This window comes from Streptococcus sp. CF7_Ac1-8, assembly GCF_024295435.1.
GTDB classification, from domain to species: Bacteria; Bacillota; Bacilli; order Lactobacillales; family Streptococcaceae; genus Streptococcus; species Streptococcus mitis_AP.
On sequence record NZ_JANCPI010000009.1, the window covers coordinates 24406 to 49889 of the forward strand.

Annotated in this window: 34 protein-coding genes; all 34 read right to left on the minus strand. The window is 41.6% G+C overall.

The features are described from left to right. Positions 1-2: 2 nt before the first annotated feature. The gene (locus NMM26_RS05690) at positions 3-827 is read right to left on the minus strand and encodes a membrane protein insertase YidC (RefSeq protein WP_025171420.1); all 825 of its coding nucleotides are present in this window, start codon (positions 825-827) and stop codon (positions 3-5) included. Further along, on the minus strand, positions 802-1173 hold the full coding sequence (gene rnpA, locus NMM26_RS05695) for a ribonuclease P protein component (protein WP_000739243.1): 372 nt from the start codon (positions 1171-1173) through the stop codon (positions 802-804). Before rnpA ends, NMM26_RS05690 begins: the two co-directional genes overlap by 26 nt. A 149-nt stretch (positions 1174-1322) precedes the next feature. Beyond that, a complete protein-coding gene (locus NMM26_RS05700) occupies positions 1323-2513 on the minus strand; it encodes an acetate kinase (RefSeq protein WP_000167793.1) in 1191 nt (396 codons plus the stop codon). A 50-nt stretch (positions 2514-2563) separates the two neighbouring features. After that, positions 2564-3517: a class I SAM-dependent methyltransferase gene (locus tag NMM26_RS05705; RefSeq protein ID WP_000345105.1), complete on the minus strand. Its 954-nt coding sequence runs from the start codon at positions 3515-3517 to the stop codon at positions 2564-2566. A 60-nt stretch (positions 3518-3577) separates the two neighbouring features. After that, positions 3578-4165, minus strand: a complete 588-nt coding sequence (locus tag NMM26_RS05710; protein WP_001216299.1) for a class I SAM-dependent methyltransferase — start codon at positions 4163-4165, stop codon at positions 3578-3580. A 68-nt stretch (positions 4166-4233) separates the two neighbouring features. After that, entirely contained in the window at positions 4234-4611 is a 378-nt protein-coding gene (gene comGG / locus NMM26_RS05715; protein WP_000265634.1) for a competence type IV pilus minor pilin ComGG, read from the minus strand. Continuing rightward, entirely contained in the window at positions 4589-5050 is a 462-nt protein-coding gene (gene comGF / locus NMM26_RS05720; protein ID WP_000250510.1) for a competence type IV pilus minor pilin ComGF, read from the minus strand. The genes comGG and comGF overlap by 23 nt, the downstream gene beginning before the upstream one ends. Then, on the minus strand, positions 5013-5315 hold the full coding sequence (gene comGE / locus NMM26_RS05725) for a competence type IV pilus minor pilin ComGE (protein ID WP_254753953.1): 303 nt from the start codon (positions 5313-5315) through the stop codon (positions 5013-5015). The genes comGF and comGE overlap by 38 nt, the downstream gene beginning before the upstream one ends. Further along, positions 5278-5712 (minus strand): competence type IV pilus minor pilin ComGD, encoded by a 435-nt coding sequence (comGD, locus tag NMM26_RS05730; RefSeq protein ID WP_029690012.1) that lies wholly within the window; start codon positions 5710-5712, stop codon positions 5278-5280. Before comGD ends, comGE begins: the two co-directional genes overlap by 38 nt. After that, the gene (gene comGC, locus NMM26_RS05735; RefSeq protein WP_254753954.1) at positions 5675-5980 is read right to left on the minus strand and encodes a competence type IV pilus major pilin ComGC; all 306 of its coding nucleotides are present in this window, start codon (positions 5978-5980) and stop codon (positions 5675-5677) included. Before comGC ends, comGD begins: the two co-directional genes overlap by 38 nt. Continuing rightward, positions 5940-6197, minus strand: coding sequence for a hypothetical protein (locus NMM26_RS05740; protein ID WP_254753955.1), 258 nt, complete (start codon positions 6195-6197; stop codon positions 5940-5942). Before NMM26_RS05740 ends, comGC begins: the two co-directional genes overlap by 41 nt. A gap of 155 nt (positions 6198-6352) precedes the next feature. Then, positions 6353-7321 carry an N-acetylmuramoyl-L-alanine amidase family protein gene (locus NMM26_RS05745; RefSeq protein ID WP_254753956.1) on the minus strand — a complete coding sequence of 323 codons (969 nt, stop codon included), beginning with the start codon at positions 7319-7321 and terminating at the stop codon, positions 6353-6355. Continuing rightward, positions 7321-7656: a phage holin gene (locus NMM26_RS05750; RefSeq protein WP_254753957.1), complete on the minus strand. Its 336-nt coding sequence runs from the start codon at positions 7654-7656 to the stop codon at positions 7321-7323. Before NMM26_RS05750 ends, NMM26_RS05745 begins: the two co-directional genes overlap by 1 nt. Before the next feature lie 12 nt (positions 7657-7668). Next, positions 7669-8262 (minus strand): hypothetical protein, encoded by a 594-nt coding sequence (locus NMM26_RS05755; protein ID WP_254753958.1) that lies wholly within the window; start codon positions 8260-8262, stop codon positions 7669-7671. Between the two features lie 5 nt (positions 8263-8267). Beyond that, a complete protein-coding gene (locus NMM26_RS05760) occupies positions 8268-8588 on the minus strand; it encodes a hypothetical protein (RefSeq protein WP_254753959.1) in 321 nt (106 codons plus the stop codon). 6 nt (positions 8589-8594) lie between these two features. Next, a complete protein-coding gene (locus NMM26_RS05765; protein ID WP_254753960.1) occupies positions 8595-9077 on the minus strand; it encodes a DUF2012 domain-containing protein in 483 nt (160 codons plus the stop codon). Between the two features lie 11 nt (positions 9078-9088). Beyond that, positions 9089-9529, minus strand: a complete 441-nt coding sequence (locus NMM26_RS05770; RefSeq protein WP_254753961.1) for a hypothetical protein — start codon at positions 9527-9529, stop codon at positions 9089-9091. A 14-nt stretch (positions 9530-9543) separates the two neighbouring features. Further along, positions 9544-12108 carry an SGNH/GDSL hydrolase family protein gene (locus tag NMM26_RS05775; RefSeq protein WP_254753962.1) on the minus strand — a complete coding sequence of 855 codons (2565 nt, stop codon included), beginning with the start codon at positions 12106-12108 and terminating at the stop codon, positions 9544-9546. Continuing rightward, on the minus strand, positions 12108-13946 hold the full coding sequence (locus NMM26_RS05780) for a GBS Bsp-like repeat-containing protein (RefSeq protein WP_254753963.1): 1839 nt from the start codon (positions 13944-13946) through the stop codon (positions 12108-12110). The genes NMM26_RS05775 and NMM26_RS05780 overlap by 1 nt, the downstream gene beginning before the upstream one ends. Further along, on the minus strand, positions 13943-14410 hold the full coding sequence (locus tag NMM26_RS05785) for a hypothetical protein (RefSeq protein WP_254753964.1): 468 nt from the start codon (positions 14408-14410) through the stop codon (positions 13943-13945). The genes NMM26_RS05780 and NMM26_RS05785 overlap by 4 nt, the downstream gene beginning before the upstream one ends. Before the next feature lie 257 nt (positions 14411-14667). Next, positions 14668-18558 (minus strand): hypothetical protein, encoded by a 3891-nt coding sequence (locus NMM26_RS09630; protein ID WP_302850844.1) that lies wholly within the window; start codon positions 18556-18558, stop codon positions 14668-14670. A gap of 15 nt (positions 18559-18573) precedes the next feature. Then, positions 18574-19191 (minus strand): Gp15 family bacteriophage protein, encoded by a 618-nt coding sequence (locus tag NMM26_RS05795; protein WP_254753965.1) that lies wholly within the window; start codon positions 19189-19191, stop codon positions 18574-18576. Between the two features lie 2 nt (positions 19192-19193). Then, positions 19194-19553 (minus strand): hypothetical protein, encoded by a 360-nt coding sequence (locus NMM26_RS05800; protein ID WP_254753966.1) that lies wholly within the window; start codon positions 19551-19553, stop codon positions 19194-19196. A gap of 48 nt (positions 19554-19601) precedes the next feature. Continuing rightward, positions 19602-20063, minus strand: a complete 462-nt coding sequence (locus NMM26_RS05805; protein WP_254753967.1) for a phage tail tube protein — start codon at positions 20061-20063, stop codon at positions 19602-19604. Then, complete coding sequence (locus NMM26_RS05810; RefSeq protein WP_254753968.1) at positions 20064-20465, minus strand: minor capsid protein; 402 nt, start codon at positions 20463-20465, stop codon at positions 20064-20066. Then, on the minus strand, positions 20465-20857 hold the full coding sequence (locus NMM26_RS05815) for a minor capsid protein (protein ID WP_254753969.1): 393 nt from the start codon (positions 20855-20857) through the stop codon (positions 20465-20467). Before NMM26_RS05815 ends, NMM26_RS05810 begins: the two co-directional genes overlap by 1 nt. Next, a complete protein-coding gene (locus NMM26_RS05820; RefSeq protein WP_254753970.1) occupies positions 20857-21189 on the minus strand; it encodes a putative minor capsid protein in 333 nt (110 codons plus the stop codon). Before NMM26_RS05820 ends, NMM26_RS05815 begins: the two co-directional genes overlap by 1 nt. Continuing rightward, positions 21179-21580, minus strand: coding sequence for a hypothetical protein (locus NMM26_RS05825; RefSeq protein WP_254753971.1), 402 nt, complete (start codon positions 21578-21580; stop codon positions 21179-21181). Before NMM26_RS05825 ends, NMM26_RS05820 begins: the two co-directional genes overlap by 11 nt. Before the next feature lie 12 nt (positions 21581-21592). Then, the gene (locus NMM26_RS05830; protein ID WP_254753972.1) at positions 21593-21820 is read right to left on the minus strand and encodes a hypothetical protein; all 228 of its coding nucleotides are present in this window, start codon (positions 21818-21820) and stop codon (positions 21593-21595) included. Continuing rightward, positions 21807-22055: a Rho termination factor N-terminal domain-containing protein gene (locus NMM26_RS05835; protein ID WP_254753973.1), complete on the minus strand. Its 249-nt coding sequence runs from the start codon at positions 22053-22055 to the stop codon at positions 21807-21809. The genes NMM26_RS05830 and NMM26_RS05835 overlap by 14 nt, the downstream gene beginning before the upstream one ends. A 15-nt stretch (positions 22056-22070) precedes the next feature. Next, a complete protein-coding gene (locus NMM26_RS05840) occupies positions 22071-22943 on the minus strand; it encodes a hypothetical protein (RefSeq protein ID WP_254753974.1) in 873 nt (290 codons plus the stop codon). Positions 22944-22957: 14 nt separating this feature from the next. Further along, positions 22958-23527 (minus strand): hypothetical protein, encoded by a 570-nt coding sequence (locus tag NMM26_RS05845; RefSeq protein ID WP_254753975.1) that lies wholly within the window; start codon positions 23525-23527, stop codon positions 22958-22960. Positions 23528-23675: 148 nt separating this feature from the next. Then, complete coding sequence (locus tag NMM26_RS05850; RefSeq protein WP_254753976.1) at positions 23676-23867, minus strand: hypothetical protein; 192 nt, start codon at positions 23865-23867, stop codon at positions 23676-23678. Continuing rightward, entirely contained in the window at positions 23864-25483 is a 1620-nt protein-coding gene (locus NMM26_RS05855; protein ID WP_254753977.1) for a phage minor capsid protein, read from the minus strand. The genes NMM26_RS05850 and NMM26_RS05855 overlap by 4 nt, the downstream gene beginning before the upstream one ends. Between the last annotated feature and the right edge of the window lies 1 nt (position 25484).

Consider the following 25484-nt stretch of genomic DNA (forward strand, 5'->3'; position numbering starts at 1 on the left):
TATTATTTCGTTTTCTGAGCCTTTTTCTTGGCTTTTCTTTTTCTATTTTCCAAATCTTTCTGTGCCTGAGCTACAGCCTCGCGCTCTGCGATAATCTTGAATGGATTGTTTAAGAAATAGGTTTGCAAGACTTGATAAGCATTGGACACTGTCCAGTAGAGGGCGACCCCACCTGGCGCATAAACTGCAAAGATAAAAATCAAGACCGGAATCCCATACATCATCGCTGTCGTAGCTCCATTACGCTCAGACAAGGCTTTGTTGGACAACCAAGTACTTAAAAAGGTGAATACAGCTGCCAAAACCGGAAGAACAAGGGTTGTGTCCACACCACCAAGGTTAATCCATAAGAAATGACCTGTCTTTAAAAAGTCAACTCTCGATAGAGCTTGGAACAAGGCCAAGATGACCGGCATCTGAATCAAAATCGGCCAAAGAGAATCCGACTGTCTGACACCCATTTCTTTAAAGACTTTACGCATTTCCTGCTCTAGCTTGGTTCTGCTTTCCATATCACGACCCGGATATTGTTCTCGAAGCGCCTTAATGCGTGGTTGAGCTTCCTGCATTTTTCTAGAAGCCACCATTTGCACCTGAAAGACTGGCAATAGAACTGTACGAATCAAGATCGTAAAGAGAATAATCCCCACTCCGATGCTGATATCAAACGATAAAAAGCGAATAATTTCCGCAAAGAAGTAAACAAATTTACTCCAAAAATCAGCCGAATTGGCTGTAATATCGCTAGTTGTCCCATTAGTCGCACAGGCTGTCATGATCAATAGAGACAATCCTAGCAAACTAGTCAACTGTAGTTTCTTTTTCACTCCCATTTCCTTCCTGGTAAATCTTTGATAATTTTAATACGTGGAGTAGATTTTTCTCCATCTCTGCGTATTCCAAGGTTTCGACTCCTTTTCGAGCAATGACAACAAAGTCGACATCTTCTACCAGACTCCCTTTTGCATTCTGGATAATATGTCGGATTCGTCGCTTGATTTGATTTCTAGTGACCGCATTCCCCAGTTTTTTGCTAACTGATAGACCTACTCGAAAATGGTTTTTCTGATTTTCTAGTTGGTAGACAACAAACTTGCGATTGGCAAAACTTGTCCCCTCCTTGAAAATCGCCTTAAAATCTTTCTCTCTTTTTACACGAAAGTTTTTCTTCAAAACTCAACTCCATCTATTAAATTACTACTATTATACCATATTTTTCAAAAAAGCCAATCATAGCAAGGTTTTGGACAATTTCACCATAAAAAGAAGCTGGAAAAATCTCTTTCCCAACTCCTTGTACGGAATATTTTTACTAGTTTTACTTATTTTTTCAAGCGTTCAACGTCACGGGCAATAACTAGCTCTTCATCTGTTGGAATAACCAATACACGGATCTTCGCTACCTCTGTTGAGATGTCTCCTGTCACACCAAAGACGTTCTTTTCTGGGTCAACATCACAACCAAACCAAGAGATACCTGAGATAACATCTTCACGCACATTTGCAGCATTTTCACCAATACCTGCTGTGAAGATAATAGCATCTGCTCCATTTAAGACTGCAAGGTATTGACCGATATGTTTTTGGATACGATCAACATACATTTCATAGGCTAAAGTGGCATCATGATCCCCTTCTTCCATAGCAGCAATCACATCACGCATATCACTAGATTTACCTGAAACCCCCATCAGTCCTGATTCACGATTAAGAACGTGACTAATGTCTTCAGGCGTGTTAAAGTCCTCTGTATATTGCATTAAGTAAGGAATGATAGCTGGGTCAATATCCCCTGTACGAGTTCCCATCATCACACCACCAAGTGGAGTGAATCCCATTGAAGTATCGACAGATTGACCACCCTTAACAGCTGTAATAGAAGCACCATTACCGATGTGGCAAGTAATCAATTTCAAGTCCTCTAATGGACGGCCCAAGAGTTTTGCTGCTTCTCCTGCTACAAACTGGTGACTTGTACCGTGGGCACCATATTTACGCACCTTGTTTTCTGTGTAATATTTTGTTGGTAGAGGGTAGCGATAAGCTTTCTCTGGCATAGTTGTGTGGAATGAAGTATCAAAAACAACTACACTGGTAATGTCTGGCAGCAATTCCTTGAAGGCACGAACACCTGCTGCATTGGCTGGATTGTGGAGAGGAGCCAACAAGCTCAACTCTTCAACTTTTTCTAAAACATCTCCCTCAACGACTGTTGATTCTTTGAAATATTCTCCACCTGCAACAACACGGTGTCCAACACCAGTAATCTCGTCATAAGCCTTGATAATATCGAAACGAATCAAGTCATCCAATAAGATTTTAACAGCTTGTGTGTGATTTTCAATATCCAAAATTTGTTGTTCAGAACGACCATCAAATTTTACAGTTGAAATTGAATCTTTCAAACCGATCCGTTCAATTAAACCTTTAGCAAGAACTTTTTCCTCTGGCATTTGATAAAGTTGCCATTTCAAACTTGAACTTCCCGCATTGATTGCAATTGTTTTTGTCATAACATGATACCCCTTTTTAAGCGTTTTCATCTATTATAACAAAATCTATTTTATATTTCAGTACCTTGAGTCCATTTTTGAAAATTTTCTTTAAATTTCATTAAAACACTTGCATCTTGCAAGCTAGCAAGTGGATAAACAAAAGGCTCTACTGCTATTTCACTTTTCTTCTGTAAGATAAAAATGGTCTTGGATTGTTTAGCACTAGCAAAGAGATTTTCAGGCAGACTAATCATGGCAACCAAACTGGCCTCTTCTTTCAACCAGCCTTTCAACAACTCACTTTGAGGACTGGTCAACAAATCACTCGGAGCGAGAAAAATAGCGTATCCGTCTGACTTGAGATACTTTAGACCTTGTTCCATGAGCAAGTGATGGGCGTAAGTATGTTCTTGGCTAGAAGCAACTTGATGTCGCGACGCAACGGCATCATCAGGATAATAGCCGACAGGCAAGTCGCTGATGACCACATCACTTTCTTTGAGCATTTGTGGACGAACGGCATCTCCTTGGACAAAGCCAGCCTGCAAACCAATTACATCTGCCATGCTAGCTGCCAAATCAATCAGCAAATCATCCACTTCCATTCCCAAGTAATCCACTTTTTTAGCAAGCGAGGTCAAGAAAGTAGCGCCCAGAATCCCCATCCCGGAACCCATTTCGAGGATAGTAATTTCCTCTTCTTTAAACAACTCTTCCACAATAAACACCAAAAGTAAAGCAATAGCATCCGGTGTAAACTGGTGATTGGCCTGCAAGGGTTCTGTTTGCCCAGCCTTCATCAAGAGAAACTGGTAGGTCTTGAGCCATTCTTCTTTGCGTAGTGCTAAACGCTTAAGGGCTTGATTGTTCTCCTTGACCTGCTCTAACTCAGTTTCACCATCCAGATAAATGCTGTTTTGCTCCACCAAGGCGTCATAAAAGTTGGTCGCCAAATCACTTTGGATGACTTGGACATTCTCTAGTAAATAGGTATAAGCTTGTTCAATTTTTTCAAAATCCATATTCCTATCTTATCAAATTTCCCTTCTTTTTTCCATCCTTATAGAAAAATCACTCCCTGACTAGGCGAGTGATTTTTGGGCTACTGTTAAAAAGAGTTCTGAGTAATTTCCTTGAAACAGGTCTTCAGCACTATAGAGGATCTGACTATGTACAGATGAAAAACCATGCTCAATTAGCTGTTTTTCCAGTTCAGCTAAATCAAATCCATGATGACTAGACTCCGTCTTGGTAAAATCAGCAAGTAAAAGTTGTCCATCTTCCTTCAAATGTTGATGAAACAGTGAAAGAGCCTCATCCAAATCAGGCATATGGTGAAGAACCCGACTGACAACAATCAGATCAAACTCTTGCTCTAAGGGATTTTTCAGTAAATCTTGCTCCAAAAACTGGATATTTTTGATGTCTTGCTGCTCTGCTTTCAAACGAGCTTGCTCCAGCATTTTCTCCGAAATATCCACTAATGTTACAGACTTGGCTTGTTTGGCCAGAGGCAAGGTTAATAGACCCGTCCCACCACCGAAATCCAAAATTTCTTTGTCTGATAGAAGATCAATCTGTTTCTCGACTGCTTGACATACCAAGTTTGCAAGAAAGATATTTTTAGGGGAATCGAAAGTTTCCGCTTTGTGGTTAAAATTATGTCTCATATTTTTAGTTTAGCACAAAGTAGCTGAATTGACTAGGAATTCTCGTTCTTTTCAAGCTTCTCTTCTGATTATTTCTTCTCCACTTTTTCACTTGGATCAATCACTATCTTTTCCTTTTTATCACTTTTCTCTTCTTTGATTTTGACTGAAGGAAATAGGAACTCATATTGACTCTTAGACGTACGAACCCTTGTCACCAAGCTTGTTTTCTTATTTTGATAACTCACCTGACCCAAATTAAAGACCTGTTCCCCACTTTCCTTATCAACCTTATCTTTGGTTCGCTTGGCTATAGCAAAAGCAAGCAACTTTTCTTTATTTGAAGCATAGTCTTGATGGTGGGTGACTTGTCGGTTCAAGTAAAATTGTAACAAAAGACTAAAGATGGCTGCCATGGTGACTGCATAGAGGAGAACACCTGCCTTAACTTTTTTCTTTTTCCACACGATAGATGAATTCCCTTTCTAAGCCTTTTTGGAACTGAAAACGAAAACGCACCAGTTGATTGACCTCTGTAATCTGCGCAGATTTGAGTCCATAAACCATAGGCTGATAACCTCGTCCACTGGCATCGGTTTTTCGAAAATCATCCGATTTTGACTTGCCGATAGAGATATCCTTACCATCCTGCTTCATATAGAGGCGATTACCCTCCACTTTTTCGAATTGCGAACGATCTAATTCTGCCTCCAGCTGGTCCACAAACAAAAGCCATTCCTTTTGCTCGCTTTGTTGCTGGTAGCGAACTTCTGAAATGAGGAGCTGACTCATGGCTTGAAAGAGGAGCAAACTCCCACTGATGACAATGAGGGCAATCAGGGATTCCAACAAAGTGAAAGCCTTGATTTTATGGCTCTTTGATAGCCAACAACTGTTCTGAACCATGGTAGACCTCCAATCCTTTTTCACCAGAAAACACCTGAATCTCAACTCCGTTGATGTTTACCTGATTTTGACCTGTCTGCAGAGCCATCTTAGCTACCCTCAAGACTTCTTCCTTTTGCAAGATTTTTGTTTCTTCTCGCCTATTTTTCTGAATTTGTCCCAAAAGGAGGGTTGCAATGCTAGCAAAGATAGCTAGAGCAACTACTGCTTCCAGCAAAATCACCGCCCTAATTTTTTGTTTCCTTAATGCGTTTAATTTTTCCATTTCCTAGATATAACTGATAGCGAATCGCTCCTTTGCTGGTCTGAAATTCAACCTTAGCCAGGGACGAATTGCCCCCAGCTCGGTCAAATGTGATACTTTGGTCAGATGGTGCTTGAATTCCTTTAGGAACTGTCAACTTTTGACTGCCATTGCTAATGGTCTGCCCATCTAAGTTCAGACTAGTCTTTTGCTGACTGGCTACACTGCGTTTTTGGGTTTCTCTATAGAGTTCTTCAAACTCCATAAAGAAAATCTGCTCCTCTACCGCTGCAAAAGTGGACTGAACAGAGCCGGATAAGCCAAAGGCAAGGATACTCACCAGTCCCAAAACTAAGAGACTTTCAAGCATGGTAAAGGCTTTAATCTGCAACGGTTTGACTGGTATTTTGTTTAGCATGGTATTCTTTATAAGCTTTAGCCTGTTCTTCTGTGATTCGCCCATCTGCTTGTAACTTGCTTAGACTAGCATCTTCATTTTTATCCAAGCTATAAAGTTCTGCCTGGCTTTCTACCACCTTCACAACAGCTGCTTTTCCTTTGTCGTTAACTGCTTCTTTTTGCTTGGTCAAATTAGGTACAAATAGCAAGAGAAGTACGCTGATAATCAGCAAGACCACCAACATTTCAATCAACGATACTAAAATTATTGATTTTTTCCATCTCATACATCTGCAATGAATGCAACACGAGATCACGATACTTCCAAGTGCTGACCATGTACTCAATAACCTCTTGGTCCTCTATCTTGCATTCCATGAGCAGCAACAGCTTGACCGTGTACTCATTTTTCAAAATCGGCACCTGGTAAGTTACATCCACCCAATGCTCAAAGCCTAAATCTGTCTGATCTATGCTCGCAAGTTTAATGTTCAAAATGTTCATGTTTTCTTCCTCCTTACTTATCTATTCGTAAAAAAATAAAAAAGTAGTGAAAAAATCATTACTTTTTTATTCTGAAACTACTTTCAGAGCAAACAAAAAAACCGCAAGCCTGAGCCTGCGGTCTAGTGTAATCTATTTTGAAGTCTTTCTGTTTATTATTTTTCTTCTTTTGGTTTATCGACGACTGTGATAAGCCCGTCTGGTTCTGTTTTGAATGCTGGGTCTGTGTGAAGTTCACCGTTTGCCTTCAAGTAATACCAGCCGTCTCCCGATTTGACGAACTGTTTAGATAGCATGTAGCCGTCTTTTTCTTCCATGAAATACCATGTTTCACGATATTTAACCCAGCCTTTGGCCATACGGCCATCTGATTTGAAGAAGTACCAGCGATGGTTGAGGAACATCCAACCTGTGACCATTGCTCCACGTTTATCGAGATAAAACCAGTCTTTTTCATCAAAGAACCAACGGTTGATCAAGCAATAGCCACTATTATCAAATCGGAACCATTCTCCATTGATTTGTTTCCAGGTATTTTTTGGATAAGAACCATCCGACTCCTCCCACCACCAGCCTGTTTCATTGTGTTTCCAGCCAGCTTCAGTAGAGATACCGCCTTCAATATCATTTTTAAATTGTTCACGGCTAATGCCCCATTTGGCCAAATAAGGGTATGGATCCACATGGTCTGAGTAGTTTCGAGGTTGATTGTATGTACAATACTGATGTGTTTTGATTCCTGCTAAACTGTCAGAGTCCAGTGTTTTTGGAATCCCTGCTTCATCAGCAAGGTTTCGCAGAAGCTCAACATAGAGCTTATAGTCACGCATGAACTCTTCCTTGGTTTCATGACTCTCAATCAATTCAACTTGGCCATAACCCTCTACGTTCCATCCACCTCCTACGTCATAGGCTCCCATGTCTGTATACCAGGTCTGCATCACACGACCATTCCCGACAACGTGCGAGAAAAATCCTGAATCAACAGGTCGACGCATATGATAGTCTGCTTCATTTTGGGCAGTTGAATTTGGATTTCCTGTTGAATGTGCATGAATTTGTCTATACGGTTGTTCTCCGACTTGTGGAAGGTCAGTTCTTAGTCTACTTGTATCGATGTCCATTAATCTTGTCCTTTCCAAGCGTCATTCATCTGCTTCACGGCTGACTCTACAAACACTTCAAGCTCTTTATCTGTCATGCTAACATTGTATTTTTTAAGCTCTGAGATCATGTAGACTTTAGCTTGCTCAAGCTTTTCATCACCTTTATATCCTGTCTCTTGAGCTACCTGCTCAACGGCATGTACTGCATTTTTAGCTAGGATTTCAGCGATTTTTACAGCTTTCTCTCCGCCTTTTTGTAAAAGATACTCTTTCACTGCTTTTACGATATTGCCTACTGCTACAGCTAAAAATCCTGTCGCAAAAGCAATAATAAATTCATTAAATTGTGTCATTTATTTTCCTCCTTAATCAGTCGGGAACAGGTCCTCTGTGAAGTAAGAGAAACTATTGATGTGTATTTCATCTTCTTGTTCTTGGCCAGAATTTGTAAATACATTCATCGTTAATTCTCCATTTTTTACGTTGAAAATTGCCTGACCTAAAACATCTATATGTGATGGATTATCTTCTATATGTTGAGGGCTTTTTGTCGTCGGGAGTAAAATAGATGTAGGTGTGTTAAATCCTATTGTCGGAAGAGAATATCCTGCGAAGTTGTATCCCAAATAACCTCCCTTAATTGTCAATCCATATTCTGACTTATTACTTATTTGAACGTGAACCATATCTTCTATTCTGCGTATTTTTAAAATATTTCCAGTTTCATCATTTCCATCTTTTATAGTTATCCATCCAGTATCTCTCTTCTGACTTCCACCACCAGTCGGACGATTTTCTAACACTGTCAAACGTTGCTTAACTTCCGCATCGTTGTAGGCTGTATCTTTATCTTGCTTTTTCTCAGCTACTTCCTGCATTTCCTGCTTGGTTGCGTAATTAGTTTCAATCCGCTTGACATCTTTAGCGACCTCTTTAGCAAATTCCTCTAAATTGCTCATAGCAATCACGCTTTCGCTGCGTTATAAGTTGAGACAAGGTCGAGGTTTGCAAATTCGTCAATACGACGGCCGAGGTCAGCCAATTTTTGCACGACTGCACCTTCAGTATCACCACTCATGCTAGCGATCATCGTAGCAATCTCTTTAAGAGTATCAAGATTTTCAGGCACTCCATCACCCAAAATATCAGCCTTCACTGCGGTTTTAGCTTGCTCGATAGCCTGCATTAAAGTAGCATTGTCAATCTTTGTATTGATTAACTGCATCATTGCCTTGTTATCCGCTCCCAATGCAGAAGCGAATGCAATCAGTTTACTTGTATCCATAATTTATCATACCTTTCCTAAATTATAAAATTTCACTAAGTCAGGAAACTCCTGATTTACTGTACCATCTGTTACTGTTTTTTTCGAAAGTTGTTTCTCAACTTCCTTTGCGATATCCAACTCTTTGAGAGCGTGGATTTCATTTGTGACCAGATTCTTATCCGATTTTGTGATTCTAATTTGAGTCGAGTCGTCGCTTGGGAATACATACCCTGCCACGCAAATTTCGAGATTGTACGTTCCTTCTGGCAAAATACCATCTAGATTAAATACTACTGATCCATTCGTGACAGTCGAAGTATGCTTCCATTGCTCGCCATCTTTTGTCAGCGTGATTTTCGCCTCCTGCCCATCAAGCGATGGGATAGGGTCCTTATTCTCATCTAGCAATTCAAAACCAAAAGAAGAGGCTAGATCGCCTTGCTTGACGACCAAACCCCCGTCTATTCTTGCCAAGTTCGTTGAGTTACTTCTATTTGCGCATAACATTTCGCCCTCCTTTAATCGTCGTCGTCCAAAATTTCCGCGCGGATATCCAGCTTTTCAAAATCGCTGAAAAGGCGGTCTATGTAACCATTTCCGCCTAAAGCTTTATAGCTTTTGTGCATACTTTCCACCAATGAAAATTCATCACGGGAAGTGTACTTTCTGCGGATAGCTCTCCGCATATCACGGCCAAGGCGCAACTTCATGGTATTTAGATGCGCCTCATCGTGTACTTTAAGCTTTTCCTGCACTTCATCGATTTTGGTATTACTATCTTTTGCGGTTTTTTGTACGTCATCTATCTGCTTCTTAACATCTCCAAGCTCTGAGACAATCTTTTCTGTCTCTTCTTTCGCTTTTTTCGGCAACCGATAGCTTATCCATGCAATGATTGTCGGGGTCAGTACTGGCATTACACTTGTAAAAAAATGTTCGATTTTATCAAAAAATTCCATAAGCCCCCATTTTTCTAGAATAAGAAATTCTTGATAATCTCGTCCGCAATAGCCTTGTGTCCTAAATCACCTGGATGACTTGCAACACCGGCGTTGGTAATAGTGTAGTTAGAACCGTCTGGGAGTCTCAATGCCTTGCCCATTTCAGACTTGTATTTAGCGTCCTTAGAATACTGGTAGATGTCAACGAATGTAACACCCAATGGCTTACAGATAAGCTTGATTCTTTCCACAAAATCTGGTGAGGCATAGTAGATACCGACCCAGTATATTAGGGCCTTTGGTGATGCCACCTTAATCCAGTTCACAAGATTAGGGATGTCTGTTTCAAGGTTCTTCCGCTTCTCGTCAGTATTTAAGTTGTCGCCAAACTGCAAAATGACAATATCTGTATCAGGACCTAGTGATTGCTTCATTTTACTGTCGAATGTACCACGTCGATTGTTTGGATCAGATTCCCAATCTGCACCATTCCCACGCTCTACTACTGCGCTAGGGTTCTTAGACAAGATATAGTTTTTAACAAGAGTGAAGTAATCTTTATCTGGCGCACTAGCAGCCATACCCATGCCCTTAAGCCATGGATGGCTTAGGATTGAGTTACCAAACACCGCTACACGGCTAGGGATATTTGAAACTGTTGACAGATTGCCATTGTTATCAACCAACAAGCGGAACTTAGTGCCATTTGGGCTAGTAATCATCGGTGTTTTCTTAAACAGTTCAAGTTCCGTAACAATCGGTTCAATCTTATCCGTTTTTTGTTTCAAGACCTCTACTTTCTCATTAGCGCTCTCGTTAGCTACACGATAGCTGAATGGAATAGCTTGCCCTGTTTCGTACATAATCTTTCCAGAGTACCCAGCGTTATTAGTAACGTGTTGAGCGTCTTGAATCAAATTACGTTCACCCTTTGAAGCATAGACCTTATTATCTTTAGCTTCAAAAAAGAGTTGCTCTCCGAAGAAGATTTCCTTATCTTCATCTCGAACATTTAACGTATTGTATCCAGCGGCAAGCTCCTTTTGAAAGATTCGAGGGGATACAATCAAATCGTTCTGGTCGATGTTACCGATAGCGAAATTGTATGTTCCCGCGTCCTTAACGTAGACATCGATGGTATCGATAAAACCACGGCTCTTCTCCCACTTCTTGATAGGACTCATGTAGCCGAGATTATTAATCGTCGTTGATTGTGTTGAATCAATACCAGTAATATCTGCCCCAAATTGAATCCTAGACGTATCTGGCATGACGAACGGAACCTTGGACGCAATGGCACTAGAACCAAAATTAAGGTTCTCAAGATAATGAGCTTGAGCGTTTCCGCCTTGGATGACCTTCGTAGGATTGTCTGATGTCCCACGACTAATCAGGATATAGCCGTTTTCTGCTGGAGTAAAATCTTGGTTAACTAATACGTCTGTAGTAGAGAATGTTTTAAGCTTCTTCCCTGAAATGTCGAAAAAGTGAGTAAATACTCCTCGGATGTTTCTTAATCCGTAAGTCTGACCTGCTTGCATGTAAATCTTGGGATAAGTGCCCCAAGTGGAAGCGTCGTAAGTGCCGTTTCCGTTACCAGACCAAGCCTTACCTACTTTGAATGTTCGTTCATCAACCAGCTGCTTAACGATGTTGACGAAACTCAATTCTTCTGGTTTAACATTTAGCGTCAATTTAGGAATTTTAAGCGAGACATAGCCATCAGGCAAGTTCGAGAAGTCAACGTTAGCTTTTTTTAGATCCTCGAGAGAAGCGTTAAACACTCTAGCAGTCTCGTCTGGTTTAGAAGATACATAGAGCATACAATCTTCTGGTGGAATGTATTCGGTAGTTACCAAATCATCCGTTTCCGAGAATTTCTTGACTAATCGACTTCCATCGCTTGAAATGGCAAACGAGAAGATACCACGGATATTTGACAAGTAATACTTATGTCCCTTTTTGATCGGGACTGGCATGAATCGAAGCCATCCGTTAGAAGACCATGTACCAATTGATGTGTTGTTCCAAAGGTAGACAGAACCTTCAATCTTATCTCTTAGAAGTTGCTCAATTGATTCTGTGAAGTCGATATTGTCAGCTGTCACTTCATCCACGTTGAGGCCTCTAGATTGATAAACCCCACCTTCAGTCCATCGTCTGCCGCTCTCGTTAAAGTAGTACCATTTACCTGTGCTGCTTGCGACAACAATACCGTTGGCACCGTTTGGATAAGTACGCTGAATCTCTTCCAGCGAGCTTAGAACGGCCTTGGGTGCACTAGAGGAAATAGCATTAAATTTTGATTCAATCCACTTCGTGCTCGCTTTTCCATCAAGGTTTTTGGTCATGTTGTCGAGACGCTCTGAGAGTGTATTGAAGTTGTCTCTGGATTTAACTACTTCCATGTCAGTGTTCCCACTCTTAGTAGCGTCGTCGTATGTGGTTTCTATTCCGAGGGCAATGGCCTCACGGACATCAGCCCCTTTTGTTTTTTTGCGGATAGCGTCAACAAGGACGCTAATTTTATTGGTTTTTTCAAGAGGGGTCACATCATCATATAAATTCAAGCGTCCCTCTGCTTCAGTTTGTGGCATTAAGCACCTCCTAATTCGTTTCGTAATTGAGCAATCTCAGATTCAAGCTCGCTAATACGCTGTGCACGCTCTTGCTGACTCATATTGAGCGCTGAAAGTTTAGCGTCATAGTCAGATTTAGCAAGCTTGTAATCTTCGAGAGCTCTGTTGTATGCTTCCTTCTCAGATTCTGTTGCATTAGTAGCCAGTGGTTTCGGAGCTCTTGGCTCGACAGGCTTAGACTGACTAGCAGATTTAAGCGCAGATAATTGAGTATTCAACTGGTCTAGTTTCTTCTGTTTGGTAGCTGTCGACTGGTCTAGTTTGAGTTTCTCAATAGAGCTATCAGCTTCCTGAGTTTGCAATTGATAAGCTGATAGAGATTGAGATTGTGAGCCGATAGTTAAACCAACAGACTGTGGTTTCAGTATATCAATCTTCTTCTCCAAAATTTGCAATGTTTCAATTCCAGATAGCGGTGCGTTGATAATCTTGTGCTTATTCCCAATTCTGAACTTACTATATCTACTATCAATCAGATAGCGTTCAACCGCTGAGATTGTCCATTTAGATAGTGCAATCTTCTGGTTCCTCAAATACTGTTTCCCACGAGCCAAGAGAATGTTAGGGTTGTCAATCTCTGTCCAGATTACTGATTTTCGAATAAAACCAAACTCTTTTATCAGCTCTTCATCAGCCAGATACATCTTCCCATCGTTCACGCTTCGAATATCGAGCTGAGCTCGTGTAACGTCTGGACTTTGGTCTTCCTCTTGACCTTGGTTTTGACTTTGCAAGTCAGCTCCAATTGGGACGATAATCGTAGCGAGACCGTCAAAATCAACCTCTCGACTGGCTGATTTGATGTTCTGACCTAATTTAATCGGACTTTCCTTAGTAGTACCAATATCTTTAGTCCAATCTACATAGATCCTTGTGTTGAACTCTCTTAGCGTTAGATAGCCACCAATATTTTTGATTATCCGTTCTCTTACTGTGTCCCAGCTTGAATCATATCCGATATAGCGGAATGGTCGGTCTGACCTACTTTGTACTGTGATATTTCTGGGAATTATCCGCTTAAATTCCTCAATTTGAACGTTTGCAGATTCAAAGATTATTTTGAAATAGTCCTCAGCCCCTTTGTTTGGTAGTTTCTGGAACCATTGGGCAGAATCGTGTAGATATGACAGGAAGTCTTCACAAACGACTTTCTGAACAAATCCATTAGTTGACATCTCATTGGTCATTGTCAAAACTCGGCCGACAAACTCAACCTCGTTGTCCCTTAGGTTAACGACTTCGATGATAGATTTAAACTGAACCATTTTTTGATACATCGTATGGTTCAACGGGATTGCAAATTCCAGCTCGTGGATACTATTGACAGCTTGCTTGATTTCGCCAGAAACAATCTTGTTTCCAAGTGGGCTATAGGGGTCGTGGATGACCTTGCGTGTAGCCGTAGTTCGATTGAGCTTGTCCCATCTTCTATCAAGGAAGCTAGGCCACCAGTAGATGGCATACCCTGCTTTCTTAGCTAAGCCAGCAGGACGCTCTGGCACGGTTATCTTCTTGCCTTCGAGGTACTCTTTCGAGCCATTTGAAGTCACTACATAGAAATGGGATTGGTATGTCCCACTGTCGCTGTTGTGATCAACTGAATTGATGGTACAGTACCAATCATCGCCCCATTTTAAGGCATCGTACCAAACAAGGTCATCTTGCCCAGATTCTTCCGACCACGTTGGAACTTGTAGCCCAGATATGCCATTACTAGACTTCAGCCCCTTGACACGGATGGCATAGCCTGTACTGCTGACGTTGAAGATTTCAATGCTATCACAAGATACTGTCATACCATCACCTCGTTAGAATAGTGCATTGCTACTGTACCATTTCCTTGTGCTTCGAAATAATTGATTCCGATGTCGAGCGTTAGAGCAAAATCTTTGTTCTCACCCTTCTTCAAGTAGTAAATGGTGCCGTTAGCATCTTTTAGCGTGATGTCCTCACTACAGATGATTACTGGGCTGATTGATGTATATCCGGCGTTTACAAAGTAAACTGGTGTCTTCTTCTTCTCATAACCAAGCGCCCACTTAGTCCACGTTGAATTATCGCTCTCAAAGTCAAATGTGTCCCAAACATCATCGAAATACTCGTCCTCATGGAATGCAAACGGATAGCACTTGAATGTGATAGTAGCTACCAGATTCTTCTTAATCGGGTCGTCTGCTACTTTGATGTGCTTAACCTTGCCCATCCAATAATATCGACGGTCGTGAGTATCTCTCAACTTGCGTTGCGTTTTAGTAACCATGCTTGACTTAATCTGTCTTTCAGCAATTTTGCGATTCTCGTAGGTGGTGAACGGCAATTTAAACTCGTATGTAATCTCTCTTGATTCAAATACACGTTCTCCCAACGCAGAGGAGAAGTCGAGCTCACCTTGCATGTAAGGGATAGACTCAACGATTTCCTTTTCGTCTGGCGTCGGTGCTTCACGTTTTTGAAGGTACCAACCAGCGTCCCGACTGTTAAAATCGCCGAATTCTATATATTCTTTAATTTTAGTAATCATAGTCTGTGTCGTCCTTTCAACGTTTTAATCGTATCAATGGCGCTGTTGAAGTTATTAACTGTACCACCAACCAAGGCACCAGTATCCAATACCATGTTTTGACCTTGTGCGATTTGTTTCTTGACGTCCACAAGAGCGTCAATTACATCGTTAAGCAAGCTTGCTGAGTGTGCAGCGTAAGCTTCTTGACGGGCTGAGATAGTAGCGTCTGGCGTTTTATCTCGTAAGACTTCCATCTTAAGCTGACTAGCCATATTTGAGGTAGCACCAGTTAGCATGGCATTAGCTCGAACGTTGAAACCATTGACCTGTTCTCGAATGTAGTCCAGACTATTAGCAACCTCTGGGGCTGATTCGTCGATACCTCGAGCGATACCAAGACCAATCCACCAACCGACTTCATCACGGAAGAGGTGGGATGGTGAGTTGATTTTGGCTTTAGCTCGTGCCGCTCGTTCTGCTTGTGCCACGAGGGCGTTCGCAGCAGCTGTAACATCCCCAAGAGCTGAATTCATACCTGCAGCAAGCCCTTGCCCAATGTAAGCCCCAGCTGAGAAGAAGGCACCATAACCGCTACGGGCTGCGGCTGCCGCTTGGTTAACTGTCGCTTGAGTAACTGACACTAATCGCTGACCGCTTGATTGCATGGCTGATACCATCTGAGACCCATTATTTCTCACGCTTTGAACAATTGATATCATACCATTGTTAACAATAGCAAGGATCTGAGCCATAGTTGATTGCATGCTGGCAATCATAGTGGTTCCTGCGGTTTGAATTGCAGTCACCATTTGGGCGCCTGCTGTTGCTATACCCGTTGTCGCTCCTGACATAGCTGATTGAATGCCTGTTCCTAACGCTACGATACTTACTTGTGCTGTTGTTGCGTTCGCTCCTAGACTAGCTAACGCACTATTCGCACTTCCAGCTTGAGCATTGAATGATGCCAAACCTGCGCCTGCCATCATTGTGGCTGGAGCTATCGTCATAAGCATAGAATTAAATTGTACGACTATTGAACCCAAACCTGTAAGACCGGTTAATGAACTTTGAACATTAGATCCGAAATCGGTCATTGACGATGCTGTAGCTGTCAAAACAGCTGGTAAACCAGTTAATGAAGAAGTGAACGAAGTTAGTAACGCTGGTAAAGCCATTAATGTTGATTGCAAAATTACAGTAGATTGGCCAAGCATCATCATTCCACTACTTAACATTGTCATACCTTGACCAGCAATGGCTAAGCCTGCTCCTTGCGATGCAATTGCTCCTAAACCTGCAGCAGTTGCAGCAAGTGATGCGCTTAAATCAGCTAAACCTGTATTAGTGATCATCACGACACCTTCAGCTAAAGATTTGAAACCAAGGCCAGCATTTAGAGCGGCATCTCCGATTGATTGAATAACTGAAGCTATTGCTTGTAATATACTTGATAAGCCACTACTTAAAGTTTCAATGATTTTACTAATAGCTTCAGCAAATGTTGTGATAGAAGGAGCGCATAGCCCCAAAGCTAATCCAAAAGCTGCGACACCAGCAGCTGCAACAAGCATTCCTGCACCGAAAACGGTTGCCCCAGCTCCTGCTGTTAACAAACCAGCTCCTAAGACCAAGGCACCCGCACCAGCTACCAAGGCTCCGGCTCCCATGACTAGCAATCCGGCACCTAAAGCAGCAATGCCAATAGCTGCACTAGCCCCATAAGTAGCAATTGTTGGTAAATGACCTGCGAGCATTGATAATCCAGCAGAAGCTGCATAAACACCAACACCAACGAGAGCAAGAGCTACACCAAAAGCTGCTACACCGACGGACGCGACTAGTAATCCTGCACCAAAAACTAAAACACCAGCCCCTGCCACCAAAGCACCTGCTCCTAGCACAAGCAGTCCGGCTCCTGCTACTAGGGCTCCAGCTCCTAAGACAAGCATTGAAGCACCTAGAGCTGCAAGAGCGATCGAGGCTGATAATCCATAAGTAGAGATGACAGGTAATTGAACTGCTAATATAGCTAAACCAACCGAAGCGGCATATACTCCAACACCGATCAATGCAACTGCTGCACCAAACGCTAAAATACCAACTGCTCCTGCAGTTAAAGCAGGGCCTAAAAAGGCGAATACTGCTGCAAGCGCAGCGATTCCAACACCCAAACCTACCATGGTTATGATTGCTCCTGCACCAGCACTTGATAATTGGATGGCAGCTTGAACCAAAAGATAGATTCCTGATGCCGCTAACATTACACCAGCTCCAATCATCAATATACCTGCTCCTAATTTCAAGACAGAGCTTGCTGCTGCTCCTGCTGATGTACCTACTGCTGTATTTCCAGCGCTCATTGCGGTACTTGCAGCCGCATTTGTTGCTTGTGCAGCGGTAAGACTAAGAGTATTTGAAATCAATGAAACAAGGTTTTTCCCAAAATCAAAAGCTGATTTTAGACCTCTTGCAATCGTAAGACCTGTTTTGATGCCTTTTAAAGCAACCGCAAAACTAACTACACTCGTAATCAATGCACTCCACATTTCTGGACTAATTGATTGAGCAAGTTTTGAAAACCAACTTACAAGAGTTGAAATCCCATTTACGATCTGCCCTACTGCCGTACCAATTGTGTTCCAGGGAATAGCTTCTCCTAAATTCTTAGCAACTTCAACAGCTGCCCCAGATAAGTCCTTGAATGCACTGTATGCACTATTGATGGCACCTGTGTTAGCAAAAGATTCTACGACAAATTGAAATCCTCTAGCCAATTCTTGTATTACAGCATTTACGAATGTAATTACATTGCTAATCCCTTGGAGCAAATCTTTAAATCCATTCCCTTCGCTAGTAAAGGATTCAAAAAGCGACTGGATTGTCACGACTACATCCCGGAAAGTGTCCTTAACAACATCAAAAACGCCCTCGTCAACTCCAAGTGAAGAAAACAAAGATTTGAACCCTTGCTCAATTTTAGGACCAGCTTCTGCCAGGGCCACCTCAACAGCTTGAGGGAGCTGACGCATGATATTTCCCACCATTGGCACGAAGTTCCCAAGAAGAAAAGTTGAGGTAGTAGAAATGAGAGACTTAAGAGATGGACCGATATCCTCTCCAAGTGTAAGATTGGCTAAAAAGTTTGAAGCTGAAGCCTTCATCGCTTCAAACGAACCGCTGAAAGTAGTTTTAGCTTCTTCTGCTGCAACTCCAGCAATACCAAGTTCTTGTTGAACCAGGTCAATAGCTTCTACAATATCCGCAAAGTTGTTGATATCAAACTTCTTGCCCATCGCTTTCTCAAGCTTGCTGGCATCAGCCAGAAGCCGTTTCATTTCTTGTTGAGTACCGCCATAACCTAGCTTAAGGTTGTCCAGCATTGTGTAATTCCCCTTGGCAAAACCTTGGAAAGCCATTTGGATAGAACCAATATCTGTACCCATCTTAGCTGAGTTATCAGCCATAGAGAGAATCGCTTTATTAGCTGCTTCTGCAGCCTTCACAGCATCACCACCGAGCGCTTGCTTCAAGCTGGCACCGAAAGAAACAGCTTGCTCAGCGTATGTATTAGCAGAGATTCCTGCTGCGGCTGCAGCTGTAGCATATTGCTTCATGGTGTCTTCAGCGCCCTTATAAAGTGTATCAATACCACCAAAAGATTGTTGTAGCTTAGCGCCCTCATCCAAAGCGGTTGAGAAAACACCTTTCATAGCACTTCCCAAAGACTGAATCCCGGAAATAAGCGCACCGCTTACGATATTGGCTCCAAGGACAGATTTGAAGACTGAACCTAATTGCGTTCCGCTTTCGGCCAATCCTCCGACCATTCCTTTTAGACGTGCGACTCCTGATTGAGCTTTGTTGCCATCCATATCTACCTGAATGACGACCTTACCATCTGCCATCTTATTACCTCCTTTCTATTCCATATCGTAATCATCAGCTTCATCATCATATTCTTCAGAATCAGGCAAAGCATACTCTTTTTTTAGCTTCATCATTTCATCGATGTAAGCTTGAGAATCGCCTTTTCGTGGCTTGTACTTCCTGATTTTGATGACTTCAACGAATTTAGTACCTTCTGGCAATCCTGATAACAGGGCATTAAACTTTTTCCAGTGCAATTTTCCTCTTTCTTCAAGCAAATCAATGCCGTATGCTTGCATAAAACTCGAATAAATGAGATCACCATCTAAAGAAATATCATAGACAGGCGGTTCATTGCTTTGGGTAGAAGGTTCTTTTTGCATCACGTTGCCGGCCAAGTCGTACTCAACCGATACATCTTTCAGTGATTTTAACTGGATATGTTCCTCGAAAACCTGTTGGAAGATATCCATAGCATCTTCAATCGAGAACAACCCAAATCCATCTCCTGTAAGCATTTTTAAAGCAAAGAAAGGCTTAACCTGTTCTGGTATTTCCTCATCACACCACATTTCAAAAAGTCTAATGATGTTATCAAAGGACATATTGAGAGAGTAGACCTTATCACCAATAATCAACTCATCTGTTAATTTTCGTGATAGATCCAGCATGATTAACCCTCTAAATATTTCTTGATTGCTTTTTCAGAATTTCGATTCTCAAATTCGCTAACGATTCCACGGATTGCTTGGATTAGATAATAGATTGTATCCGTTGTTGTTTCTCCTGAAAATTTATAAACTTTCTCAAAAGCTTCTTCATCGAACAACTCTGTCCAACTCTCTTTAGACACTTTGTAAGCCTCTTCAAAAGCTGACTCGTTATCCGCTTCTTCTAGTTTTTTAGCGCGTTTTTCGAGGTTCTGCCCAATTGTTTTCATGCGTTTAATATTTGCATCATTCGCTACATATTCAAGCTGAAACTCCCCAAAATCAACAGGGATGATGTTGCTTAGTTTTTTAATTACGACCATTTTTATCTCCTTTCAAAAAAAGAAGACAAGGCGGAAACCGCCCTGTCTCTATTCAGGTAATACGTTTGATTTCTTAGGCTTACGAGTCCATACAATCTTGAACTTGATTTTTTCAAGCTCAGAAGCTTCACCGTCACCAATTTCAATCTCAGAAAGACGAGCTAATCCCTCTTTTTGAGTTTTACCATCAGATGAAACTTCTTTGTACCAAACGATGAGATCATCACCGACCTCGTCTTCTTTATCAGCTACAAAGTTCTGAGCCTTATCTGAGTAATCACGATGCCCTTCAAATGTGCGACCTCGAGTTTTTGAAACGATGATATTTTCTTTAGTTCCATCACCGTCAAAGTATGCTGCATCGTCGTCTTCTTCGTTGTTTTCAGGGGATGACGATTTAATCCCTTTAGCAATCCACATATACGCTTCTTTTTCTGGTGCAGTCTCAGGATTTTCAGCGCTATAAGGACCAATGAAATGTTTTCGTAGTGCGTTTTTGTTCTTTGCCATTTATTCTTTCCTTTCGATTTCAAGATTTGCTGTTACATCCAGCAAATAAGTGTAAAAGCCTTGTTCGTCCAACTCGTTTAAATACGGTTTCTTGACTTCAAGGCCTAAATAGTTATATGAATTGTTCTTGCTTGGTAATTCCAAGCCGATTTTTGATAAGGCAGTGTTAATCTGCCATAGAGTGTTATCAATTAGTTTCTGGTCTTTTGACTTGATTGCAATCTCAAAAGGTAGGTCCACAATTTGCGTCCCTGCCATGTCCTCTTCTACCACATTTCCACCAGGAAGCGGATAGATTACCAATCCCTCATGCTCGTCTAAATAGCCGTGTTTTGAGGGGATTTGGGTTTGAACACTTTTGATATGCTCCAGCAAGACCTCTGAAAAGTCGTTTTCGTGCATTATTTAACTCCCATTGCTTTGGCACCGACCTCTGCCCAATTCTTAGCATATAGAGCTGAGGCCTTCTTATCCCATCTCGGACCAGTTCCAGGTGTTGGTTTTTGACTCAGTAGCTCCTTCTTATTCGCAAAGAAGAACTTTCTTTGTTTCTCAGAAAAGAAACCTTTTCGTTTCTTGCCATAATAGAGCAATCTTGCGTGTGGCGCTGCATAGATAATCGAATCTTGTCGAACGTGTCCACTAGCTCTCAGTATTCCTTTTCTTTTTGGAACAAATCTATCCATATCCAATAGCATTTGGTTAGCTATGGCTAGTTTTCCTTTTGCGAAATTATCTGGAGAAACTTTCTTTTCAACACCTTTTAAGTCAATCTTTACACTAGCACCGCCCATCAAATTACCTCGATTTCATAAGCTAACAGCTTCTTAGTAAACGGATGGTATTGTGGAATAATGTCTTTGACGACATAACTGGTCTCGTCTTCCTCAACGATGCCACCAACAAAGCTCTTATCAAGCTTGATAGGGCAGTATTTAGGATAGACAATTACAGTCGATGAATTCCTTTCGCTCCGATGGTTACCAGTCCCAGAGTGAGAGAAGGTTCTGTCGAACTTGCAAGGAGATAAATAAAGAGGGTCAGAGTACGTCTCTTTCCCCCAGTCATCTTTCCCTTCGACCTTCTTAATCGTCAAAGAGTCAGGTAGCATTCGTTTATCTATCATAATCCACCCTCGCAAAGCCAAATCCTGCCATTCTCAGCCAGTTTTCAGCATCTCTCGATAAATTATACCTTTCGGCTAAAGAAAGCGAACCAGATCCATTCTGAGAGCCTGTGCGATAGCTTACTGATGTCCGTCCTACTGACATACTAGCAATAGATTGTCTATCTTCCGCAGTCATGATGCCCGAACTGTCCAAATAAGCAATCTGAAAGGCTGTGGCACGTTTGACAGCCTTCTTTCTTGCCTCAATATCGGTATCAAAGCTATTCATAGAGTAAAAATCTCTAGTGTAAGCATCGATAGTCATTTCTGCTCGTTGTAGCAATTGGTCAAAATCATCAACCGAATCAAAACCTAAACCTCTGAACTCTTCTCTTGTTAAGTAGGTCATGACAACACCACCTTACATCAAGAAGTCAGTTGATTCAGGAACTTCTGGAACTGGTTCTGTAAGTTCTACAGGTGCTACATCTGGCTCGATACACTCAAGCCATTCTTCACCGAAGTGAGCGGTTGAGCGTCTGTTGATTTCATCCGCTTCAGCAGATGTCATTTCATAAACAACACCTTCATCGAATTGTTGCCCTGTTTTTTCAACATAAAAATTATTTTTTGCTTCAAATTTGGCCATTTAGAACCTCCAAAAGCTCATCTTTGGATTTGGTTGAATAACCTTCAATCCCTTTTTCTTTAGCAAGAGCTTTCAGCTCTGCCAAGGTCATTTCGGAAAGTGAATAAGTTGCCAAAATTTCTGCGATTTGGCCATCTTCAATCACTTCTTCAAAGCCATCAGCGATTAGCTGAGCTTCTAACAAGCTACCTTCTTGTACTGTGTAGACTTGATTCCCTTTTTCGTATTTACGCATTTTCTACCTCCCTAATTAAGCAGATTTGTGAGACACATAGACACCATCTTGTTTTGATTGCAAGACAAAAAGATCATGATAGAGACGGTTTTGATACAAGTATCCGTCACCTTCAGTGTGTTGACCAGGAGCAAACAGATAGATTGAGTTGAATTTAGCTTTTGCGATTACTGCTGGCTTAGCCACGATCAAGAAGTTGATGTTTTTACCATCAGAAGCCTTAACAAATCCAGTAGTGAAATCAAATTTAGTCTTGAAGCGTGCATCATCCCATACTTCAATAAGCTGAACTCCGTCAAGTGAAGTGACACGAGTGTCAATGCCTTGAGGTGATGTAGTAGCGATTGAGCGTGTGAACTCTTTAGAGCGTTCCAAGAAGTCCATAACTTCGCTAGAAACATACATAACGATGTTCTGAGCTCCATATTTACGAACCGGCAAAAGAGCAGCCTTCAATTTAGTGTAGACGTTCACTTCTGACAGATCATCTTCAGACTTGAAGTGGTTGTTTGTGATAGCTTCTGTAGCAATTTTAGAGAAGCGGTAAGCATCCACTTCTGGAGTTGCATGCTCTGTGATGAATGTGTTAGATACGTTAGCAGCAGAAAGCTCTTGGTTAGTTTCGTCTACGTCTGCAGCATCCACGAAGAACTCGACGTCACGGTCGAATCCTAGTGTATAAACTTTCTTGTCGTTTGAAACTGTACCAGAATTATAGCCTTTAGAACGAGTGTGTGCTTTATACCCAGTAACTGAAATTGTAGGCAACTCGAAAGACTTAGCGCCTAGCCAGTTTACTTGTGGCGTTTCCAAGATGCTTGTAAGTGCGCCTTGCATCAATTTCTTTTCAAAAGTGCCTTCGTGTTTAGTAATATAGTTGATTGTCATTAATCATTCTCCTGTCAATTATTTAGTCCTAGAGCCTTTAAAAAGGCATCTTCTTGGTTCGTTCCAGCCGTTGGATTCCCTCCAGCTGAAAATGTCGGCTTTTTCTCCTCAGATTGCTCTGTGCGCCCAAACTGAGGATATTTCTGCAACACTTGACCAATAGCATCTTCGATAGATACCTCATCGGATACCAAGCGAGCAGATAGAGTGATGACGTCGTCCACAGATTCGGCATTTACTCCCAAGGTCAGAGCTGATAGTTTAGCTTCCAGACTTTTCTTGTCTGATAAAGCCTGTTTCAGTTCTTTTTCTTTAGTAGCAAGCGTCTCTGATTGTTTCTCAGCCTCACTCTTTTGTGAGTCTTTCCACTCTTTGAGTTGTTGGAGTCCTTCTTTAGCGCTCTTGAAATTTTCAAACCCTAGGTCTTTGAAGATTTTCTCTTGTGCTTTCTTGGACTCTTTAGCTACAAGACCAGTCACCTCTTCTTGAGTGAAAGTCTTGACAGATTGCTTTTGAGCCTGTGACTCAGTATTTTCTCCAGTATTTGCTGACTGGTCAGCTTGTGTTTGAATGTCATCTGCCATTCTTCCGTCCTCCTAAAATTAGGTATTATCTTCCGTTCTTTACCGACTGCGGATAAAGTCAAGCAAAAAACCGCATCAAATTTGACACGGTTTATAGTGGTTTATAGCAATTTACTGCATGAAAAAAGCGCCTAGATTGTTCTAAGCGCTACGCTACTGAAATACTAAGGATTTCATCCTCAAAATACTCATAAAGAGTACCGTCGACATCTAAGCCAATTGAGTCAATCTCCTCATCGTTGTCATCTTTGTCACAGTATTCTTGGACAAATCCTGAAACTATTGAGCCATCTTTAAGCACAAGTTTCACGTTTTGTCTTAAAAAAGTCCATAATTTCATGACTTACCTCCATACGTTGGGACAATGTGTGCCCCTGTCTTTCTATAATGTATCCTAAAGCTATCAGTTTCAAACATCTCACCTGTTTGTTGGTCGATATACACACCAACCTTGCTATTGTGTTTTATGATTTCTTTTTTAGGAATGTAGTTAGAGTCTTCTTTATACAAGAATTTCCCTGTGCCTGAATAACGTTTAATAAGCTCAGCAGCCTCATCCATTGATATTGTCAAATAGCTTGGCTCAATCTGATTGCCATTGGCTAATTCAGTTTCAAGTCTCCTGCGCCATTCGTTAGTACCTTTTATGTGGTCAGCTTGTTTTTGCTCATTGATTTCTGCCTTAATTATACCATCTTTTACAGCGTTTGTGAAACGTTCCCGCATTTCTTTTTGCTCTGCTCTGTGTTTCTCCAGCTTTTCAAGTTTTTTTCTGACCTTAACCTCTTTCTTGGCTTTGGTATAAGGGTCATCATAGTATTTCTCTCTAGCTTCATCCCGTTTCAGGAAGGGGTGCTTATCGATGTAATCTTTCAAAGCAGTGTTTTGAGTGTCTATCTTGCTCTTGTACTTGTTTATCAGGTCATCATCACCCAATTTCTCAGCGATGTGAAGTTTTTCCTTGTTAGCTCTGATAGACCGTTCTAGAGCTCTCTGCTTAGCTTCTGCGTTGGCATTTTCTTTTGCTTGTTCTGGACTAACCGAATCGACGTCCTCGCCCAAATCGGGTTTATAATTGGCTCCTGGGATGAACGGCGTCAGCATGTGTCCGCAGTTAATACCCAAACAACCTTCAGGCCGACCGTAGCCATAATCAGACAAAGCGAGAATATGCTCTCCATGCTCTGTTCTAGCGTGACCGGTTGTGACAATATGATGTTGTAAAGGAGCGCATGACTTACGAGCTGATGCTTTCTTTGAAAAATAAAAGGTATCAATTCCTAACTCTTCAGCTGGTCTTGTTCGCATTTCTCGATAAGTTCGGTAAGTTGTCGTCTTGATAACCGTCCGTGCGTAATTATCAATCTTCCAGTTACGTCCAGCTCTATCCTTGAATCCTTGAAATCCTTTCTCTTGCCACTGCATGACCGTGTCAGAAATAGCCTTATCAGCAGTTGAAAAACCTGTAACCACTCTAGCGACAGATTGTTCCACAATACCTTTATATGCACCAATTACAGACATCGGCAAAGTAGTATTGATTAAATTGTGGATATCTCCGACCGCTTGACTAGCATAATCGGCAAGGATTTCTTGAATGTGATTGCTGTTTCCTGCGGATCCATGCCCTAAATCTTCTAAAAGTTGCTGCTTCGTGTCCGTGTAGAGCCTCAACCCCTCATTTTCAACAATGTAGCGTAGCTGTTCTTCAGCAACTCCAGAGTATTTAGAGATTAGCTTCAGGTTCTCCTCGTTCAGCATGTGCATCTGCTGCATCTTTTCAAGTTGCCAGATGTACGGTTGCTTATCAAGATAGACCGTGCCACGTTCCGTTACACGTTCGACCACGTTGTCAAACAAATCCAAAGCTAACTGATGATAAATATCCGCGACGTTGCTCGCTTGAAGTAGCAGTTGCTCGTCATTGAACTGGATTGGTGGTCTCTTCTTTGACATC